Source organism: Terrabacter sp. P2_E3, assembly GCF_056403915.1.
Genome location: NZ_JBFUEN010000005.1, coordinates 72,529 through 91,612 on the forward strand (window position 1 = coordinate 72,529; position 19,084 = coordinate 91,612).

Annotated in this window: 19 protein-coding genes; 9 read left to right on the top strand and 10 right to left on the bottom strand. The window is 73.2% G+C overall.

The window, feature by feature from the left end; genetic code table 11:
- Window positions 1-46: 46 nt before the first annotated feature.
- Window positions 47-646 (bottom strand): TetR family transcriptional regulator, encoded by a 600-nt coding sequence (locus AC1DW8_RS08105; RefSeq protein WP_056779476.1) that lies wholly within the window; start codon window positions 644-646, stop codon window positions 47-49.
- A 102-nt stretch (window positions 647-748) separates the two neighbouring features.
- On the opposite strand from AC1DW8_RS08105, the gene AC1DW8_RS08110 reads away from it, so the two are divergent.
- Window positions 749-2,206: an MFS transporter gene (locus tag AC1DW8_RS08110; RefSeq protein WP_478093130.1), complete on the top strand. Its 1,458-nt coding sequence runs from the start codon at window positions 749-751 to the stop codon at window positions 2,204-2,206.
- A gap of 259 nt (window positions 2,207-2,465) precedes the next feature.
- On the opposite strand, the gene AC1DW8_RS08115 is transcribed toward AC1DW8_RS08110, so the two are convergent.
- On the bottom strand, window positions 2,466-3,350 hold the full coding sequence (locus AC1DW8_RS08115; RefSeq protein ID WP_478093132.1) for a DUF429 domain-containing protein: 885 nt from the start codon (window positions 3,348-3,350) through the stop codon (window positions 2,466-2,468).
- Between the two features lie 91 nt (window positions 3,351-3,441).
- On the opposite strand from AC1DW8_RS08115, the gene gndA reads away from it, so the two are divergent.
- Window positions 3,442-4,893, top strand: a complete 1,452-nt coding sequence (gndA, locus tag AC1DW8_RS08120) for an NADP-dependent phosphogluconate dehydrogenase (protein ID WP_478093134.1) — start codon at window positions 3,442-3,444, stop codon at window positions 4,891-4,893.
- Between the two features lie 224 nt (window positions 4,894-5,117).
- A complete protein-coding gene (locus tag AC1DW8_RS08125) occupies window positions 5,118-6,515 on the top strand; it encodes a sigma 54-interacting transcriptional regulator (protein WP_478093136.1) in 1,398 nt (465 codons plus the stop codon).
- A 39-nt stretch (window positions 6,516-6,554) separates the two neighbouring features.
- Here the strand turns inward: AC1DW8_RS08125 and AC1DW8_RS08130 are convergent, their stop codons facing one another.
- Entirely contained in the window at window positions 6,555-7,124 is a 570-nt protein-coding gene (locus AC1DW8_RS08130; protein WP_478093138.1) for a class F sortase, read from the bottom strand.
- A 95-nt stretch (window positions 7,125-7,219) separates the two neighbouring features.
- Window positions 7,220-7,984: a DUF4397 domain-containing protein gene (locus AC1DW8_RS08135; protein ID WP_478093140.1), complete on the bottom strand. Its 765-nt coding sequence runs from the start codon at window positions 7,982-7,984 to the stop codon at window positions 7,220-7,222.
- Window positions 7,985-8,481: 497 nt separating this feature from the next.
- Here AC1DW8_RS08135 and AC1DW8_RS08140 point away from each other — a divergent pair, with 497 nt between their 5' ends.
- From AC1DW8_RS08140 to AC1DW8_RS08160, 5 genes are all read left to right on the top strand, one after another.
- A complete protein-coding gene (locus AC1DW8_RS08140) occupies window positions 8,482-8,991 on the top strand; it encodes a hypothetical protein (protein WP_478093142.1) in 510 nt (169 codons plus the stop codon).
- Window positions 8,991-9,863, top strand: coding sequence for a CopD family protein (locus AC1DW8_RS08145; protein WP_478093144.1), 873 nt, complete (start codon window positions 8,991-8,993; stop codon window positions 9,861-9,863). Before AC1DW8_RS08140 ends, AC1DW8_RS08145 begins: the two co-directional genes overlap by 1 nt.
- Before the next feature lie 78 nt (window positions 9,864-9,941).
- Window positions 9,942-11,933, top strand: coding sequence for a vWA domain-containing protein (locus AC1DW8_RS08150; RefSeq protein WP_478093146.1), 1,992 nt, complete (start codon window positions 9,942-9,944; stop codon window positions 11,931-11,933).
- A gap of 49 nt (window positions 11,934-11,982) precedes the next feature.
- A complete protein-coding gene (locus AC1DW8_RS08155; RefSeq protein WP_478093148.1) occupies window positions 11,983-12,573 on the top strand; it encodes a dihydrofolate reductase family protein in 591 nt (196 codons plus the stop codon).
- 49 nt (window positions 12,574-12,622) lie between these two features.
- Window positions 12,623-13,387 (top strand): GNAT family N-acetyltransferase, encoded by a 765-nt coding sequence (locus tag AC1DW8_RS08160; protein ID WP_478093150.1) that lies wholly within the window; start codon window positions 12,623-12,625, stop codon window positions 13,385-13,387.
- Window positions 13,388-13,502: 115 nt separating this feature from the next.
- Here AC1DW8_RS08160 and AC1DW8_RS08165 read toward each other — a convergent pair whose 3' ends face one another.
- Entirely contained in the window at window positions 13,503-14,483 is a 981-nt protein-coding gene (locus AC1DW8_RS08165) for a thermonuclease family protein (RefSeq protein ID WP_478093152.1), read from the bottom strand.
- 144 nt (window positions 14,484-14,627) lie between these two features.
- On the opposite strand from AC1DW8_RS08165, the gene AC1DW8_RS08170 reads away from it, so the two are divergent.
- Window positions 14,628-15,050, top strand: a complete 423-nt coding sequence (locus AC1DW8_RS08170; RefSeq protein ID WP_478093154.1) for an iron chaperone — start codon at window positions 14,628-14,630, stop codon at window positions 15,048-15,050.
- Window positions 15,051-15,065: 15 nt separating this feature from the next.
- Here AC1DW8_RS08170 and AC1DW8_RS08175 read toward each other — a convergent pair whose 3' ends face one another.
- The 5 genes from AC1DW8_RS08175 to AC1DW8_RS08195 form a co-directional block, all read right to left on the bottom strand.
- Complete coding sequence (locus AC1DW8_RS08175) at window positions 15,066-15,347, bottom strand: DUF427 domain-containing protein (protein ID WP_442274575.1); 282 nt, start codon at window positions 15,345-15,347, stop codon at window positions 15,066-15,068.
- A 104-nt stretch (window positions 15,348-15,451) separates the two neighbouring features.
- The gene (locus AC1DW8_RS08180; protein ID WP_478093156.1) at window positions 15,452-16,147 is read right to left on the bottom strand and encodes a class I SAM-dependent DNA methyltransferase; all 696 of its coding nucleotides are present in this window, start codon (window positions 16,145-16,147) and stop codon (window positions 15,452-15,454) included.
- On the bottom strand, window positions 16,144-16,398 hold the full coding sequence (locus AC1DW8_RS08185) for a DUF4287 domain-containing protein (protein ID WP_056823190.1): 255 nt from the start codon (window positions 16,396-16,398) through the stop codon (window positions 16,144-16,146). The genes AC1DW8_RS08180 and AC1DW8_RS08185 overlap by 4 nt, the downstream gene beginning before the upstream one ends.
- Window positions 16,399-16,501: 103 nt before the next feature.
- Window positions 16,502-17,869, bottom strand: a complete 1,368-nt coding sequence (locus AC1DW8_RS08190) for an NAD(P)/FAD-dependent oxidoreductase (protein WP_478093159.1) — start codon at window positions 17,867-17,869, stop codon at window positions 16,502-16,504.
- Window positions 17,866-18,942, bottom strand: coding sequence for a saccharopine dehydrogenase NADP-binding domain-containing protein (locus AC1DW8_RS08195; RefSeq protein WP_478093161.1), 1,077 nt, complete (start codon window positions 18,940-18,942; stop codon window positions 17,866-17,868). Before AC1DW8_RS08195 ends, AC1DW8_RS08190 begins: the two co-directional genes overlap by 4 nt.
- Window positions 18,943-19,084: the final 142 nt, after the last annotated feature.

The window sequence follows — 19,084 nt, forward strand, 5'->3', positions numbered from 1 at the left end:
TACCTCGGTCACGTCGTGGCGGGTCCGGGTGGTGTGCGGGCGGTGCTCAGTCGAGCGGCGAGACGGCGCCCATGACCTCGTCGAGCAGCGACGAGAGTCGGACCGAGGGGTCGGCGGCCCACGTCGTCTGCGCGATCTCGAGGCAGGCGAGGGCGCTGCTCGTCATCGCGGCCGCGCGCACGTCGGGACCTCGGTGGCCACGGCGGCGGGGCATGCGCCCGGCCACCAGGGGGGTCAGCGACTCGAGCCAGCGTCGGTGCAGCTCGGTGACGGTGCCACGCAGCACGGGCTCGCGATGGAGCATGAGCTGGAGCGGCCGGGAGCTGACGGCATGGGCCTCCATCACGCTGACGATGGCCTCGAAGGCGCCGCGCAGCGCCGTCCACGGCGGCTCGTCCGCCGGCCGCTCGTGCATCGCGTCGACGACGGACTCACCCGACTCGAGGAGACGGTCGAGGACGAGGTCCTCCTTGCTCTCGAAGTAGCGGAAGAAGGTGCGGCGCGACATGCCTGCCGCGGCGGCGATCTGGTCGACGGTGGTCAGCTCGAAGCCCTGGGCCGCGAAGAGGCGCCACGCCTGCTTGGACACCTCGTCACGCACGGCCCCGCGTGCCCGGTCGCGGAGAGTGGTCGGCGTCGGCGGCATGTCCCGATCCTAGCACCGGATGGCATCTCATGCCGCGTTTGACACTCAGTGTCACAACGGGCGTACAGTGTCACCACACCCAGATCCTCCGGAGGAGTCCGCATGTCCGTCAGCACCGAGCCGCCCGAGACGGCCGTCGCCACCGCACCGAGCACGACGTCGAGGGCACAGTCGAGCCGGGCCACCGTCCAGCTCGTCTTCGTCGGCCTCGGTGCGCTCGTCGTCGCGCTCTCGCAGTCGCTGCTCGTCCCCGTCCTCTCGTCACTGCCGGCCGACCTCAACACGTCGGCCAGCAACGTCTCGTGGCTGCTCACCTCGACGCTGCTCGTCGCCGCCATCTCCGTGCCGATCCTGGGCCGCCTCGGTGACATGTTCGGCAAGCGCCGGATGCTCCTCGTGGCCCTCGCCGCCCTCACTCTCGGCTCGCTCCTCACGGCCCTCACCGACAACATCGGCCTGCTCATCCTCGGCCGCTCGATCCAGGGCATGGCCGCTGCGGCGATCCCGCTCGGCATCAGCCTGCTCATGACGACGATGCCCAAGGAGCGCGTCGCGTCGTCGGTCGCCCTCGTCAGCGCCATGCTCGGCGTCGGCGGTGCGCTGGGCCTGCCCCTCGCCGGCTTCGTCGCCGAGCACTTCTCCTTCCACGCGCTCTTCTGGATCACCTCGGTCGCCGGGCTCGTCGCCTTCGCCGGCATCCGGATGATGGTGCCCGAGGCTCCGGGCCGCAGCGGTGGCCGCGTCGATCTCGTCGGTGCGACCCTCATGGGCGCCGCCCTGCTGATGCTCCTGCTCCCGCTCACCCAGAGCGCCGCCTGGGGCTGGTCCGACCCCCGCGTGTGGTGGCTGCTCGCCGCGTCCGCCGTGCTCTTCGCCGTCTTCGGCTGGAGCCAGACCCGCATCCAGGACCCCCTCGTCGACCTCCGGGCGCTGCGCCGCCGTCCCATCGTGCTGACCAACGTCGCCTCGGTGCTCTTCGGCTTCGCCCTCTTCGCGTCGTTCCTCGGCACGGCGGCCTTCGTCGAGGCCCCCGAGGCGAGCGGCTACGGCTTCGGCGCGAGCCTCATGGCCGGCGGACTCGCCCTGCTCCCGAGCGGCATCGCGATGATCATCTTCTCGCCGGTCGCCGCACGTCTCATCGGCTCGTGGGGCGCCCCGAAGACCCTCGCCCTCGGCGCGGTCGTCGTCGCCGCCGGGTGGTTCATGCGCATCGTCTGGACCTCGAGCCTGACCGAGGTCATCATCGGCACCACCATCGTCGGGATCGGCACGGGCATCGGCTACGCCGCCATCCCCTCGCTCATCAACGAGCACACGCCGCGCACCGAGATCGCCGCCGCCAACGGGCTCAACGCGCTCTTCCGCAGCCTCGGCAGCTCCCTCGCCTCGGCCCTCGGCGGCAGCATCCTCGCCGCCAACACCGTGATCCTCGGCAGCTTCGCGGTGCCGTCGCTCACGGCCTATCGCCAGCTCTTCGCGCTCTGCGCCGGTGCGGCACTCCTCGCCGCGGTCGTCGTCCTCTTCATCCGTCGGGCTCCGCAGGTGGCACCTGCCGCCTGAGCCCCGGCCCACCACCGGACGAGGTATGCCGTCGCGCCCGGTCGTGACGGCATACCTCGTTGGCGTCGTGGTGCCGTGTGCACCGGGCGGGGCACTGACGCCGCCCCGTGCACACGGAGCCGGCGTCGGACCGGCGACTCAGAGCTCGAGGGTCATGAAGGTGCTGTGCGGGTCGAGGCGGTAGCTGCCGAAGGGGGTGAGGTCGTCGAGCGTGATCTGCATGTGCCCATCGTCGGACACGACTGCGCGCGTGCGTCGCTCAGGCCCAGATGGCGGCCGGGATGCCGTCGGAGAAGACCTCCGGCGGGTCGGGCAGGGACCGGGCCAGGCCTGCCGCGTGGCGCGCGGCCGACCACGCGACCGCGCAGGCGTCGAGGACGTCGTCGGCGGCATACCCCTGGCCCTGGAGCACGGACGGGCGCGCGATGCCCGCGGCCGCGAGCGCTGCGAGCCGCTGGTCGCGTCCGTCGTCGGTCTTCTTGCTCGCGAGGATCGGTGCGCCGGTCATCGTCGCGAACGACACCTCCGGATGGACCTCGAGCACCGTCACGGTGGGGCGCGTGCGCAGCCAGGAGTCGACCTCGACGATCTTGTCGCGCAGGGCGAACGCCTGGGCACCCACGCCCTGGCCGACGAGGCCACGGTTGACGGCGTCGGCGTCCAGACGCGTGGCCTCCCCGTAGGCGGTGCGGGTCAGTGTCGAGAAGATCGACGACGCCTTGCCGGGCAGTGCCTTGCGTGCGAGGACGTCGGCCTGGCGGATCGTGCTGTCCGGCAGGCCGATCGGGATGTCGATGCCGACGACTCGGATGCCGGTCGACTCGCGCACCATGACGACGAGCTCGGCGATCGTCGGGGCGACGAGGATGCGCGGACGTGGGGCGCCGGGCTCGAGCAGCGCGCCCACCCAGCCGGCGGTGCACCCGTCGACACCGAGCACGGGCGCGACGACCTCGACCGGAGCGGGGCGCCCGGAGGTCGCGGCGGCATCGGAGTGCCGTTCGACGACGTCCGCGAGCCGGCGCAGCGCGGCCACGCTCTCCTCGAGGGCGCCGGCGATCTCGTCACTGGCGCCGACCGGCCGGGCCAGCGCTGTCGTCAACCCCTCGGCGAGCCCGCGGATCCGCTGCGCGTCCGTCTCCATGGCACCACTCAACCCCATCGGAGGCTGTGCCGTCCGGCCCGGTGGGTGGACACCGCGGAATGGACCGGTCGCCGGGGAGGTTGCCGCCCACATGGACACACGCGCAACGATCGGCGTCACCGGCCTCGCGACCATGGGTCGCAACCTCGCTCGCAACATCGCCCGCCACGGCCACACGGTGGCGGTCCACAACCGCACGACCTCGCGGATGACGAGCCTCGTCGAGCAGTTCGGCGACGAGGGCGACTTCGTCCCCGCCGAGACGGTCGAGGACTTCGTGGCCGCGATCCAGAAGCCGCGAGCCATCATCGTCATGGTCAAGGCGGGTGGCCCGACCGACGCCGTCATCGACGAGCTCGTGCCGCTGCTCGACGAGGGCGACATCGTCGTCGACGCCGGCAACGCGCACTTCGCCGACACGCTCCGACGGGAGAAGGCTCTCTCCGACCAGGGGATCCACTTCGTCGGCATGGGCGTCTCGGGCGGCGAGGAGGGCGCGCTCAACGGTCCCTCGATCATGGTCGGCGGGTCCGACCACGCCTACGAGCGCCTGGCTCCGGTCGTCGAGTCGATCGCCGCGCAGGTCGACGGGACGCCGTGCGCCGCGCACCTCGGCCCCGACGCCGCCGGCCACTTCGTCAAGATGGTCCACAACGGCATCGAGTACGCCGACATGCAGCTCATCGCCGAGTCCTTCGACCTGCTCCGCAGCGTCCTCGGTCTCGAGCCCGCCGAGATCGCCGACGTCTTCCGAGAGTGGAACGAGGGCGACCTCGAGTCCTTCCTCATCGAGATGACCGCCGACGTGCTCGCCCACACCGACGCCTCGACGGGCAAGCCGTTCGTCGACGTCGTCGGTGACGCGGCCGAGCAGAAGGGCACCGGCCGCTGGACCGTGCAGAGCGCCCTCGACCTCGGCGTCCCCGTCACGGGCATCGCTGAGGCGACCTTCGCGCGCAGCCTGTCGGGCCACACGAGCCAGCGCGCCGCGGTGCGCGAGACCTTCACGGACCTCGCCGACCTCGACCCCGCCACGCAGCGCGACGTCGAGCGCGACGCCTTCGTCGACGACGTCCGGGCCGCCCTCTACGCCTCGAAGATCGTCGCCTACGCCCAGGGCTTCGACCAGCTCGCCGCCGGCTCGGAGGAGCACGGTTGGGACCTCGACCTCGGTGAGGTCGCGACGATCTGGCGCGGTGGCTGCATCATCCGCGCCCGCTTCCTCGACCGCATCAAGGAGGCGTATGCCGCCGAGCCCGACCTCGAGACGCTGCTGACCGCGCCGTGGTTCGCCGACGCCATCGGCGACGGGGTGCAGGCCTGGCGCCGCGTCGTCGCCGTGTCGGCCGAGCGCGGCGTCCCGGCGCCGGCCTTCGCGTCGTCGCTCGCCTACTTCGACGGCCTGCGCCGCGACCGTCTGCCGGCCGCGCTCATCCAGGCGCTGCGCGACAACTTCGGCGCGCACACCTACACGCGCGTCGATCGCGGGGGCACCTTCCACACCGACTGGGCCGGAGACCGCGCCGAGTCCTCCACCGACTGAACGGAGGACCGCCCGGGCGCGCACGACGACACCTCGCGCACGTCACGCGTCCCGGCGGATCCGGGCACACGGCATACGGAAGCAGGGCAGCGCCGGACACCACGCGTTCAACGAGGGGCGCGAGCCGGCGTCACGGGCCCTGGCAGTGGCTCGTGCAGGGCGATGCCGGACCAGCCCTCGACGCACCCTTCGACAGGGTCGGGAGTCGGACGTAGCGTGAAGCAATGACCCACCCCGACACCGGTCGTGCCACCACCCTCGGCGAGCTACGCGACAGCGGCCACGTCCACCGCAGCGTCAAGAGCGAGATCCGCGAGAACCTCCTGGCCCGGTTGCGCGCGGGCGACGACGCCTTCCCCGGGATGGTGGGCTTCGAGGAGACCGTCCTGCCCGAGCTCGAGACGGCGCTGCTCGCGGGCCACGACCTCGTCCTGCTCGGCGAGCGCGGCCAGGGCAAGACCCGCCTCATGCGCACGCTCTCCGGGCTGCTCGACGAGTGGAGTCCCGTCGTCGAGGGGTGCGAGATCGGCGACGACCCGCACGCGCCGTCGTGCGCCCGCTGCCGCCGGCTCGCCGCCGAGCTCGGCGACGACCTGCCCGTCGCGTGGCGCCACCGCAGCGAGCGCTACACCGAGAAGCTCGCGACGCCCGACACGAGCGTCGGTGACCTCGTCGGCGACGTCGATCCCGTCAAGGTCGCGCAGGGCCGCACGCTCGGCGACCCCGAGACGGTGCACTACGGCCTCGTGCCGCGCAGCAACCGTGGCATCTTCGGCCTCAACGAGCTGCCCGACCTCGCCGAGCGCATCCAGGTCGCCCTCTTCAACGTGCTCGAGGAGCGCGACATCCAGATCCGCGGCTACTCGCTGCGGCTGCCCCTCGACATCCTCCTCGTCGCGACGGCCAACCCCGAGGACTACACGAACCGCGGCCGCATCATCACGCCGCTCAAGGACCGCTTCGGCGCCGAGATCCGCACCCACTACCCGACCGAGGTCAGCGACGAGGTCGCCCTCATCGCGCAGGAGTCAGTGCTCGTCGCCGACGTGCCCGAGCACCTCCTCGAGGTCGTCGCCCGCTTCACCCGCGGGCTGCGCGAGTCGTCGGCCGTCGACCAGCGCTCCGGTGTCTCCGCGCGGTTCGCCATCGCGGGGGCCGAGGGCGTGGCCGGCTCCGCGCTGCGCCGCGCCGCGCGCTCCGGGGAGGCGTATGCCGTCGCGCGCGTCTGCGACGTCCCCACCGTCGTGCCGACCCTGCTCGGCAAGGTCGAGTTCGAGATGGGGGAGGAGGGCCGGGAGCGCGACGTGCTGACGCACCTGCTGCGCCTCGCCGTCGCAGAGACCTACCGCTCGCGCCTCGCGGGCCTCGACCTCACCGGCTTCACGAACCTCTTCGCCGAGGGCGCCGTCGTCGAGACCGGGGAGCTCGTGCCGGGCGCCGACCTGCTTGCGCAGGTGGGCCCGGTGCCGGGCCTGTCCAAGGTGCTCGACCGCCTCGGGCACGGCGACGACGCGACCCCCGGGCAGGTCGCTGCCGCAGTCGAGTTCGTGCTCGAGGGACTGCACCTGACGCGACGCATCGACAAGGACTCCGTCGCCGGCCGTACCGTCTACGGGGCGTGAGTCGGTCGGCGGCCTGGTCGACGCCCTGGTGGACGCTGGTCAGCGGGCCGGGCCGTCGGGGACGGCGGTGACGACGAGGTTCTCGTCGTAGCTGCGGGTCGACCGGTCGAAGTGGCCCGCGCACGTCATGAGGACGAGACGGTGCCCACCCGTCTGGTCGAAGATCGGGCTCGTCGCGTCGATCGCGGACTTGCGCACCGCCTCGACCTCGGTCACGCGATAGGCCGCGCGGTGCCCAGAGCCGGTCAGGGTGACGACGTCACCGCGCCGGAGCCCGGTCAGCTGCTCGAAGAAGCCGAGTCCCTGACCCGGCGCGTCGAGGTGGCCGGCGACGACGGTCGAGCCGAAGGGGTCGCCGGCCCAGGCGCTGCCGTCCCACCAGCCGACCCGCCGGATGTCGGCCGGCACGGCGAGGACCCGGTCGACGGTGGCGGCCGGGTCGACGGGTGCGCTCGCCCCGTGGGGGAGCTCAACGCGCTCCGGCCGGAAACGCACCCGCTCGCTCGCGGCCGTCCGGGCGACCCGCGCCGGTGGGACCGGCTCAGCCGTCGCCGACCCGCCGGCCGACGCCGTCGTGGCCGCGTCTGTCGCGGCCGCCCTCGCCGCCACCGACTCATCGGACCCGACCGACCCTGCGCACCCTGCGAGAGCGAGGGTCGCGACGCCTGCCGCGACGAGTCGCCCTGCCGGTGAACGGCGCCCGGTCACCGAGCAAGGAGGACGCCGAACGGCGGGGACCCCAGATCGCCTGCCTGCCCACCGCTGCCGGTGTCGACGAGGTCCGGTGCACCCGTGCCGGTGCTCCCGGCCGGGAGCACCTGCACGACGGCCCGCATCGTCGAGCTCGACGGGTCGCCGACGGCGAAGACGCGGGTGAGCGAGCCCGCCTTGACCGGGAGGTCGAGCGGTCCGAGTACGACCGGGGACGTCGCGCCGGCCGGCACGATGTCGACGGAATAGGTGCCACCCGGGACGACGAGGTTAAGCGCCTCACCGTTCGCGATGTTGGCGAAGAGCACCTTGCCCTCGACCCGGACGTCCGCCGGTGGCACCGCGGCCGTGTGGGCCACCGTCAGCGACGCCTTGCCGGCCGGGATGGCCGCCGTCGAGTTGTCGTAGACCGTGACGGTCGCCGGTCCCTTCGGGTCGACGGGCAGGTGCAGCACGACGTCGGTGCTCGACCCAGCCTTGACGTCGACGGAGCGCGACAGGATCGGGGATCCGTTGCTGGAGAACGAGATCGAATGTCGACCGGGCGTGAGGCCGATGGCCTCGGACAGGGTCGCACCCGCGAGTCCACGGGCTGCCGACGTGCCGTCGACCGCGACGTCGACCGTACGTCCGGGCAGGCCCTGGACGACGAAGACCGTCGCCCCCGGCTCGGCGGCGCTCGCCGCGCCCGCCCATGTGGCGAGACCGGCTGCCGTCACGAGTGCCGCGGTCATCGAGACCGCACGACGTGCGTTCATCTGACTCCACCCCCCTGGTGAGAGCTCTCGGCCGCAGAAGACCCCCTTCTGATCGACCTCAAGGCACCGAATATAGGTCACACTCGATGGACCGGGGCGGCTCACGTGGGGACGAATCATGGGCCGGAGAGGGGAACTGACGCATGGGGGTCGTGCGCGACAGGAGCATCGTCGTCCTGCGCCGCTACGTCGCAGGAGTGGGGCTGCCGCTCGCCCTCGTCGGTGGAGCGGTGTGGGCCTGGGGGCGCGCGCCCGAGGCGTCCGCCGTCGCAGGCTCGTTCGGCGTAGAGGTGGTGGAGGCCACGGGATCGACCGTCCCGGGTTCGGGCCAAACACCGGGCTCCGGCGCACCTGGCGGAGGCGGGACACAGACCCCAGGCCAGGCGCCCGGGTCAGTGCCGCCCCCCACTGCGTCCGTGCCGACCACGCCACCTCCCGCCACGTCGCCCGTGGCCTCGACAGGCCCTGGCCTCACGGAAACGGGGGTGCACCTGTCGGTGACCCCGTCAGCCGACGGCACGCTCGAGGTCTACGAGCAAGTGGTGCTCGGCGGGGTCATCACGCGTCTCGAGCTGCGCCCGCCGGACCTGCGCCCGGCCGGCCCTGACTTCACGGCGTCCCGCCCTGCCGCGACCGCCGTGCAGGTCTCGATCGGTGGGCAGCCGGTCTCGATCGGCAGCGGCACGGTCTCGACCCGGCGGTCGGTCGACCTCGCGCAGCCGGCCTCGCGTCTCGAGCTGCGCTACGTCCTGACCGGGGTGACCGTGCGCAGCGTCCCCTCGACGACGGGACGGGCGCTCGCCGCCCTCGCGCCGCTCACGACGACCGGGACCACGCCGGTCGTCGTGACGACCACGGGGGGCGCCGTGCTCAACCTGACCTGCCCGCAACTGACCGGGGACGCTCAGGCGTGCGCCGACGGCGTCGCGGGCGCGATGTCGCTGCGTGACCCGCTGCCGGCCGTGCGTGACGTCGTCGTCCTCCAGCTCGACCTGCCGAGGCCGTGATGGCTGCCGCGCTGCGCGATGCCCTGCTCTTCCTCGACGAGGCCACGGCGCTCGTCGGCTTCGTGCTCGTGGCCGGCCCGCTCGCCTTCTGGGTGACCGTCGCCCCGAACGGCCGGTACGACCGCAAGCAGCTGCTCCTCGTCGACGTCGGCCTCTGGGTGCTGGCCGTCGCCACCGTGCTCAGCCCGGTCCTGCTCGTCGTCGCGGCCGGTCTCGAGCCGGGCGAGGTGCCGCGCGAGGTGTGGGCCTCGGTGCTCGTCCGTCTCGCGGTGCTCGCCGCGCTCGCCGCCTGGTTCGCCGACCTCGTCGCCGAGCCGATCACGGGCGGACGCCGGGTCTGGGCCGGTGCGGCCGTCGTCGCCCTGTCGGCGACCTTCCTCGCGCCGCCGGTGGGCTCGGACGCGCCTCGAGGACCCGTCGTCCTCGCAGCCCTCCTCGCCCACGTCGTCGCGGCAGCCGTCTGGCTCGGCGGCGCCGTCGTCATCGCCGTGGCCGGCCTGCCGATGCGCGACCTCAACCTGCTGTCATCGCACGTGCGGTCGTTCTCGCGCATGACGATCGGCTGCGTCGTCACGGTCCTCGTGTCGAGCGGGGTGCTCGTGCTGTCCGGGTCGACCGACCTCTACACCCTCGTGTCGTCCACCTACGGGCTCGTCATGCTGCTCAAGGCCGTCGTCTTCGTCGCGATGGTCGTCATCGCCGACCACGGGCGCCGCCACCTCGACGACGTGCTCGTCACCCGCCTGCGCACCGGAGCCGACACGCTCCCGGGCATCCAGGCGTGGTCGCTGCTCATGGCGAGCCAGGTCGTCGGGGCCGGGATCCTCGTCGGCGCGTCCGTCGTGCTCGCGATGGTCGGTGCACCGGGATGAGCCCGGGTCAGCCGGGCGCGCCGGGCTGACCCGGCCGGCGCCGTCGACACCGGTGGGGGCCGGACGTAGCGTGGAGCGATGAGTCCCCGTGACAGCGGCGAGCAGCACGGCCGCTACCGCTATGCGCCGTGGTCCGGTGGGCCCGACCCGCTCGCGCCGCCCTTCGACGTCCGCTCGGCCCTCGACGACGTCGGGCACGACGTCCTCGCCGGTGGCTCCCTGCGGGAGGCGCTGCGCGAGCTCATGCGACGGGGCATGGACGGACGTCGCGGCCTCGACGACCTCGCTGACCGCGTACGCCGTCTGCGGGAGGCTGCGCGTCGGCGCGGCGACCTCGGCGGCACCCTCGACCAGGTGCGCGCCATGCTCGACCAGGCGCTCGCCGAGGAGCGCGACACCCTCGCCGGTGAGGACGGTGACGACGCCCGGCTGGCCGAGATGGACCTCGCGACGATCCCCGACGACGTGGCCGGCGCGGTCCGCGCGCTCGGGGACTACGCGTGGCACTCGCCCGAGGCGCAGCAGACGTACGAGCAGATCCAGCAGATGCTCCAGCGTGAGGTCGTCGGGGCGCAGTTCGAGGGGCTCAAGCAGGCGTTGTCGGGCAACGACCCCCAGGCGATGCAGGCGGTCAAGGACATGCTCGCCGACCTCAACCAGCTCCTCGCCGCCCACGCCCGTGACGAGGACACCGAGGACCAGTTCCGCGACTTCATGGACAAGCACGGCGACCTCTTCCCGGAGCACCCCGAGAACGTCGACGAGCTCATCGACGCCCTGGCCCGGCGACAGGCCGCAGCAGACCGGCTCATGGCCTCGTTGACCCCCGAGCAGCGCGAGCAGCTCGGCCAGCTCATGTCCGACGCCCTCGGCGACCCCGACCTCGCGTCGCAGATGGCGCAGCTCTCCGACAACCTGCGCGCCCTGCGGCCCGGTCTCGACCGGCGCAGCCCCGTGCAGCCGGGTCAGGGCGGCGAGCCGATGGGCTACGGGGAGGCTGTCGGGGCGGTCGCCGAGCTCGCCGATCTCGAGCAGCTCGGCGAGCAGCTCGGTCAGGGCTACTTCGGCGCGACCCTCGACGACGTCGACGTCGAGCGGCTCGAGCAGTACCTCGGCGCCGACGCCGCCCGTGACATGGAGGCCCTCCGCCAGCTCGAGCGCGAGCTCGAACGCCAGGGCTACGTCTCCCGCGGGGACGACGGCCTGCGACTCACGCCGCGTGCCGTGCGACGCCTCGGCGAGACCGCGCTCAAGCGGGTCTTCGACCGCGTCGAGGCGGCCGGCCGCGGCGACCACGACGACCGCGCGGCGGGTCAGGCCGACGAGCCGACCGGGCTCACCCGTCAGTGGGAGTTCGGCGACGAGCTGCCCATCGACACGGTGCGCACCGTGTCGAACGCCTTGCAGCGCAACGCGGCCCGACGGAGCACGGCCTCGGGCGGTGGGGTCGAGCTGCTCGTCGAGGACTTCGAGGTGGCAGAGACGGAGCGGCGCTCGGTGGCGGCGGTCGCGCTGTGCGTCGACATGTCGTTCTCGATGATGCAGGAGGGCCGGTGGGGGCCGATGAAGCAGACGGCGCTCGCGCTCTCGCACCTCGTGCAGACCCGCTTCCGGCACGACGCGCTGCAGATCATCGGCTTCAACCTCGCGGCCCGTACGCTCACGCCGACGGAGCTCACTGAGGCCGAGCCGGAGTGGGTGCAGGGCACCAACCTCCAGCACGCGCTCATGCTCGCCTCGCGGCACCTGCGGCGGCACCCGGACGCGGAGCCGGTCGTCCTCGTCGTCACCGACGGTGAGCCGACGGCGCACATCGAGGTGGACGGGCGCCCGACCTTCCACTGGCCGGCGACGCAGGAGACCGTGCGCGCGACGGTGGCGCAGGTCGACGAGCTGCGGCGCTCGGGGGCCCAGCTCAACATCTTCATGCTCGGCGACGACCCGGGGCTGGCGCGCTTCGTCGACGCCGTGGCCCGGCGGGCGGGTGGGCGCGTCTTCACGCCCGACATCTCGCGGCTCGGGGAGTACGTCGTCGCCGACTACCTTCGCACCCGCCGGGGCCGCCGCTGAGCGCTGGGGCCGCACTGGTGGACGAGCACCTCGCAGACAGGAGAGCACCATGGGCAAGGTCGTGTCATCGGCATCGATGTCGCTGGACGGGTTCGTCGCCGGTCCGGACGACGAGGTCGGTCCGCTCTTCGACTGGTACGAGGCCGGCGATGTGCCGTGGGAGTCGGCCGGCGGTGACATGACCTTCCACCTGACCCGGACCGACGCGGACTACTGGCGGTCGTGGGCCGGCAGCCTCGGCGCGCTCGTCGTCGGCCGGCACCTCTTCGACATCACCGACGGATGGAAGGGCCGGCATCCGCTCGGGGTCCCGGTCGTCGTGCTCACCCACGAGCCGCCCGAAGGCTGGGGCTATCCCGGCGGGACCGTCGAGTTCGTGACGGGCGGCGTCCACGACGCGGTGGCCCGGGCGCGCGAGGTCGCGGGTGACTCCGCCGTGGGTGTCGCGGCCGGTGAGATCGCGAGCCAGTGCCTCGCCGAGGGTCTGCTCGACGAGGTGGCGATCGACCTCGTGCCGTGCTTCCTGGGCGTCGGGCGTCCGTACTTCACCGAGGCCGCCGGCCAGGTCGTGCTCGGCGACCCGACCACGGTCGTCGAGGGTGAGCGGGTCACGCACCTCGTCTACCCGGTGCGGCGCTGACGCCATAATCCGGTCGCTCGCGCGTGCCGCGGACTGTCATGGTGGCGCCATGGGGCGAGCTCACGAGGCGCGGCTGGACCGCATCGAGGCGTACTACGACTGCGTCCCGCGCGCCGTCGCCCGCGCCATGGACGTCGGGCCCTTCACCCTCTTCGTCGCCGAGGAGGGCACGGGGTGGCAGTTCTACGCGCGCCCCCGGCTGGGTGGCCGGGGCGCCTTCAGCGCCGATGACGTATGCCGTGTGCTCGAGACCCAGCGCGAGCTCGAGGTGCCGCGTGCCGTCGAGTGGGTCGACGAGGTCACGCCGTCGTTGCTGCCTGCGGTGCGTGCGGCCGGCCACGAGCCGCACCGCTACCCGCTGCTCGTCATGCCGTCGGACGTCCCGGTGGCGGCGGACCCACGGGCCCGGGCGCTGAACCCGGCCGAGCCGCACCTGTCGCTGGCCATGGGCGCGGTGTCTGCGGGCTTCGCCGGGCGCGACGAGGTGGAGCCGAAGGACCCGGGCAAACGGCCCGAGCTCATGGAGCGCGGAGACCTCCTCGTCGTCGCCTCGTTCGAGGGCAACCGCCTCTGCGGCGCCGGGTCGGCGGCTCCGCGTGGTGACGTCGCCGAGCTCATGGGCATCGCCGTGCCCCCGGGTCACCGAGGCCGCGGTCACGGCACGGCGATCACGAGCACCCTCGTCGCCGCCTGCCGCGAGCAGGGCGTCGAGATCGTCTTCCTGTCGGCCGGATCGGATGCGGCTGCCGACATCTACCGCCGGGTCGGCTTCGTCGACGTCGGGACCGCCTGCATCCTCGAGCTCGACGACTGAGGCACCGGGTGCATCATCACGCGCGCCCTGCGTCACTGCTCCCGCTGGTGGAGCTCCGACGTGGGGCGCGGGACCGGGTGACCGCGGCGTCCTCCCGACAACGGTCGCCGCACGGTCAGACCTTGGCGGGGCGGAAGCCGGCCGCCTCGGCGTCGGCCATCGTCGCGAAGCACTGCTCGGGCTTCGTCACGGTGTAGTACCGGTCGCCGGGCTCGTGGGCGATCATCGAGTTCTCGTTGCCCTTGACCGGGCGCGACTGCGGGCAGGGATACGTGTCGCCGGCCAGCGGCCAGGACCCGGTGAACCCGCTGCCGCCCGTGCTGCCGCTGGACGTGCCGGCACCGGGGTCGGCGCAGGCCGCCTTGGGGCTTGCCGCGTCGGCGCGGACGTAGGCCGCCTCCCGGGTGTGCGAGCCGTAGCCGTCGCGCGAGTCGTAGCGGGCGACGGCATACCCCTGCTTGACGAGGCGTAGGCCCGCGTCGACGCCGTTCACGTCGACGTAGCGCAGCAGTCGGCCGTAGCGGTCGACGTCGTCCCGGGCACCCGCGGTGAGGGTGACGCGCTGGCCCCCGATGATGCCGCGCAGCGCGTTGCGGGCCTCGGTGAAGCCGCACTGGCCGGTCTCGGGGGTGTCGATGCCGATGAAGCGGATCTTGCGGGAGACCCCCGAGCGCGAGACCCAGATCGTGTCCCCGTCGACGACCTTCGTGACCGCCCACGTGGCGGCAGACGCCGTGGCCTTCGCCGCCGCAGCGGCCCGAGCCTGGTCGGCCGCGACCGTGGCCGCGGCGGCGCGAGCGGCGGCAGCCTTGGCATCCGCCGCCTTCTTCGCCGCAGCAGTCTGGTCCGCAGCAGCCTGGTCAGCAGCAGCCTGGTCAGCAGCAGCCTGGTCGGCGGTGGCCTCGGCGGCGCGTCGTGCTGCGTCCCCGTCGGTCGTCACGCTCGGCGCCGGCGTGCTCGTCACGGTCACGACGGGCGACGCACCCGCGCCCGTGGGCGCGATCTCGTCCGACCCTCGTGCGGCGTTGCCGCCGATCGCCGCGAGCGCGACGAGAGCCGCGACCGTGACGAGTCCCTTGGTCCTGCGACTGCGCATCGTGCTCCCTGATCCCCTGGTGATCGGCTCACCGTAGGTGATCGGCACCGCCCTGTCCGGCGAATGGACCATGGTCGCCGGGCCCCGAGTGGGTCACACTGGCGAGGGACGACGCAGCAGCCATGAAGGGCACGAGGGGGACCGATGAGCGAGCCGGAGACCACGCCCGACACCACGCCCGACACCGCGACAGACACCACGCCCGACGCGAAGGCTCCGGGCGCACCGACGAGCGTCGACGCCTACGTCCACGGGTTTCCTGACGGGCCCCGGCAGGTGCTCGAGCAGGTGCATGCCGCGCTCCGGCGGGCGGTGCCCGGCGGCGAGGAGAAGATCCGCTACGGCATGCCGGCCATCATGTTCGCCGACCGCTACGGCATCCACTTCGCGGGGTGGAAGAAGCACGTCGGGCTCTACCCGGTGGGCGAGCTCGACCCCGATCTCGAGGCCGAGATCGCGCCGCACCGGGCGGCCAAGGACACGGTGCAGTTCTTCTACAAGGACCCGGTGCCCTACGACCTCATCGAGCGGGTCGCCCGGGCGCTCGCGGCGCGCCACCGGGCGTGAGTGTCGTGGCGGCGCTCAGTCGGTGACGGTGACGCCGCGCCAGAAGGCGACGCGATCCTTGATCTCGGCTGCGGCGCTCTTGGGCGTCGGGTAGTACCAGGCGGCGTCGCGGTTGGTGTCTCCGTCGACGGCGACCGAGAAGTACGACGCCTCCCCCTTCCACGGGCACGTCGTCTGCGTGCTGCTGTCGACGAGCACGCTGTCGTCGACGGACTCGCGGGGGAAGTAGTGGTTGCCCTCGACGACGACGGTGTCGTCGCTCTCGGCGATGACCTTGCCGTTCCAGATCGCACGCACGCTGAGCTCCTCATCGGTCGGGCCCCGGTTGGGCCGTCCTCAGCGACAACTCCCGGATCGGCGGATTCCTTCCGAACGTTGGACAGCCTCTGCGGCGGCGAGGCTCAGCCGCGGCGGGCGAGGAGGAAGGCCTGGGGCGTCTTCTCGTAGTCCTGCGGGACCCGGTCGGTGCGAACGGTGACGCGGAAGCCGGCGTCGGCCAGCTGTGCGGCGACGCCGTCCGGGTCGTGGCGGTGGGCCTCGAAGGTGACCGCGTGGCCGTAGGCCTGCTCGTGCCGCACCGAGAAGCCGCCGGCCTGAAAGGCGAGCAGCAGCAAGCCGTTCGCCCGGATGACCCGGTGGAGCTCGGCGAAGACCTCGGGGAGCAGGTCAGGGGGCGTGTGGATGATCGAGTACCAGGCGACGACGCCCGTGACCGAGGCGTCGGGAAGGTCGAGCGCGGCGAGGCTCCCGGTGCGGGAGTCGAGGTCGGGGTGCCGCCGCTGCGCTTCGGCGACCATGCCCGGCGAGAGGTCGATGCCGCTGACGTCGAGCCCGAGGCTCGCTAGGTGGCCGGTGATACGACCCGGTCCGCAGCCGACGTCGACGACCGGGCCGCCGCCCTCGAGGCCGACGAGCTCCGCGAAGTGCCCGAGCAGCGCCCGGTCGAGCGGGCTGCGTGCGAGCTCGCCCTCGAGGAGGCTCGCGTAGTCGACGGCGACCGTGTCGTAGGCGGCTCGCGTCTCGCTGACGTGGCTCGGCTCGGTGGGGTGGCTCGGCTCTTCGTGGTGGCTCGGCTCGGTCACGTGGACTTCGGTCACGCCTCGGCCTCGATGAGCCCGAGGGTGTGGGCGACGACGGCGTTGGCGTGGCCGTGCCCGAGGCCGTGCTCGGTCTTGAGCCAGGCGACGAGCTCGCCGTGCCTGACCGTGCCGGCGGCGTGCTGCTCGCGGACGAGGCCGATCCAGTGCTCGATCGGCTGGCCGTAGGTCTTCTCGATCGACGGGAAGTAGGACGCCGGGCCCTTGGGTGCGGGGCTGGCGGGGTTGCCAGTCATGGGCTGCGTGGTCATGGCTCCTCCTGAGGTGGTCGTCATGCCACCACGTCGAACGGCGCCCTCGCATCTCGACACTCCGGCGACATCCGCCCCCGCGCGAATGGACGACCGGGTCGCGCTAGGCAGTGCGGGCGGCGGCGAGGTCGGCGACCGCGGGCTCGGCGACCGCTGGCCCGGCGGGTGCCGGAGCGTTGCGGCCGTGTGCGGCATGGCGGGCGAAATCGGTCACGACCTGCGCCGCCTTGCGCCGCGACGGCATGAAGCGCAGGAAGAAGGTCAGCCGCAGCACCCACGCCACCCAGCCGGTGAAGGGGATGCCGTAGAGCTCGGAGATCGAGCGGCCGACCCCGAAGGAGGCCGCCTGGCCGAGACCGCGGTAGGCGAAGGGCCGGGTCGGGCGACCACGCAGCGTCCGCGCGAGGTTGCGGCCGACGTGCTCGCCGCCCTTGATCGCCCACAGCGCGTTGGCCGGGACGGGTTCGCCGGTCGTGGGGTGGACGACGCACGCCGCGTCGCCGGCAGCCCAGACCCCGTCGACCACGGCGAGGTCGGGGCGCGTCACGAGCCGGCCGCGCGGGTCGCGGTGGGCGTCGAGCCCCGGGACGTGCACGGGGCGCTGTCCGATGGTCGCGATGACGGTGGTCGCCGGGAGACTCGTCCCGTCGGAGAGGTATGCGTGGTCCTCCGTCACCGACGCGAGGCGCACTCCCAGCCGGACCCGGACACCGAGACGCCTCAGCTCCTGCTCGGCACGGCGGGCCAGACGGGGCTGCTCGTCACGCAGCTCGGGGAGGATCGCGTCGCCGGAGTGGACGAGCTCGACGCGAACGCGCGCCCCGCCGAGGTCGGCGACGGCCGCCGCCATCTCGACCCCGGCCATCCCGCCTCCGGCGACGACGACCGTGTGTCGGCGGAGGCCACGGTGCGCCGCCGCCTCTCGGACCCGCTCGGTGAGGACGGCGATGTCGCCGGGCGCTCGCAGGGTGAAGCCGTGCTCGGCCAGGCCGGGCACCGCGGTCGCGGGCTCGCGGCCCCCGGTGCCGACGACGAGGGCGTCGTAGTCGAGGACGCGCTCGTGGTGTGGGTCGGAGTTCGCGTCCGAGTGCGAGCCCGAGTCCGAGTCCGAGTCGTGCTGCGGGTCGACGTGCCGGCCCGCCTCGTCGTCGGCGAGCACGTAGCGCACGACCCGCCGGTCGGCGTCGATCGCCGTCGCGCGGCCGAGGACGACGTGCGCGTGCGGCATCGCGTCGACGAGCGGCGTGCGCGTCCGGTCGAAGGGCAGCAGGCCCGCGAGCACCTCCCCGGTGAAGCCGTGGAAGCTGTGTGCGTCGTCCGTGCTGATGACGACGACCTGGACGTCGCCGGCGCGGACGGCACGTCCGGCGTGACGCATGAGGCCGGCATACGCGTGGAGGGTGACGTAGCCGCCGCCGAGGAGGACGACGCGGTGTCGGGCGCGGTGGCCGCCGCGGACGAGCGTCGTCATGACGCCACCGCCATCGTGGAGACCGTGGTGGTGGCGGTGCGGCCGACGGTGACGGAGCGGCCGAAGCTCGTCGGCTCCGCGGCCCGGAAGCCGAGGTGGGCGAGGTCGGCGGCCATGCCACGGGTCCGGTCGACGAGCTCGAGCGTCGGCACCCCGATGGAGAAGTGGCCCCGGTGGCCGGTCAGGGCGAGGAGGGCGGTCTCGGCGAAGCAGGCGTAGGAGCGGCCGTCGGGCAGGCCGATGTTGCCGCCGACGAGGCGCAGGCTGGGGATGTCGACGACTCCGCCGTCGACGACGAGCACGTCGGGCCGCTCGTCGACGAGGGTCGGCGAGGTGTTGCGCGGCTGGGTCGCGTCGAGCACGACCGCGTCGGGCGCGAGGTGCCGCGCCTCGAGGAGCGCGTCGGCGGAGGCGGTGAGCAGGATGACGAGGTCAGCCGTCGCGACGGCGTCCATCGTCGTGGCGGTCGTCGTCGGGACCTGGCGGCCGACGTCGGCGGCGAGCGCGTCGAGCCGTCCCGTCGACCGGGCGACGAGGGTGAGCCGGGCGGCGGCGCGGTCGCGGGCAAGCAGCCGGGTCACGGCGGCGCCGACACTGCCGGTGGCCCCGACGATGGCGACGTGCGGATCGGAGGCGTGGTCGACGGCGTCGCGCAGCAGGCGTCGGGCCTGGTCGTCGACGATCGCTGCGGTGAAGGCGTTGCCGTTCGTCACGCCGATGTCGGTGCGGCCGCGGAGCGAGACCCCGCCCGCGGTCACCGTGGCGGTCAGGGCGCCGAGCCCCACGACGTCGCAGCCGAGGGCGCGGGCCTTGTCGACCGCACGGTGAACGCGGGCCCGGCCTTCGCTGGGGGAGGTGAGCAGGTGGCGCGCCCCGAAGGGCACGAGCACGACGTGGCCGACGTGCGCGCCGCCGATGTGTATGCCGGCCATGGAGATCGGGCGCAGCGGGAGCCGGCGCAGGGCGGTGTCGTAGACGGGGTCCGGCACACGGCCGAGCGGCGACCAGACGCGGGCGAGGTCCTCGCCGAGGCGGGCCCGCGGGTGGACGGTGAAGGCGAACGTGCTGCTCACGAGGTGCTCCTGAGGGGTCTGCGTATGCCGTGTGGCGCGGGGCGCCGCCGTTGCAGGAGAGGAGGAGCGGGCGGAGGGGGTGATACCTCGGAGAGCGGGCGGGACGGCATACGCCATCGGAATTGGGTACGCGTGCCTAGGC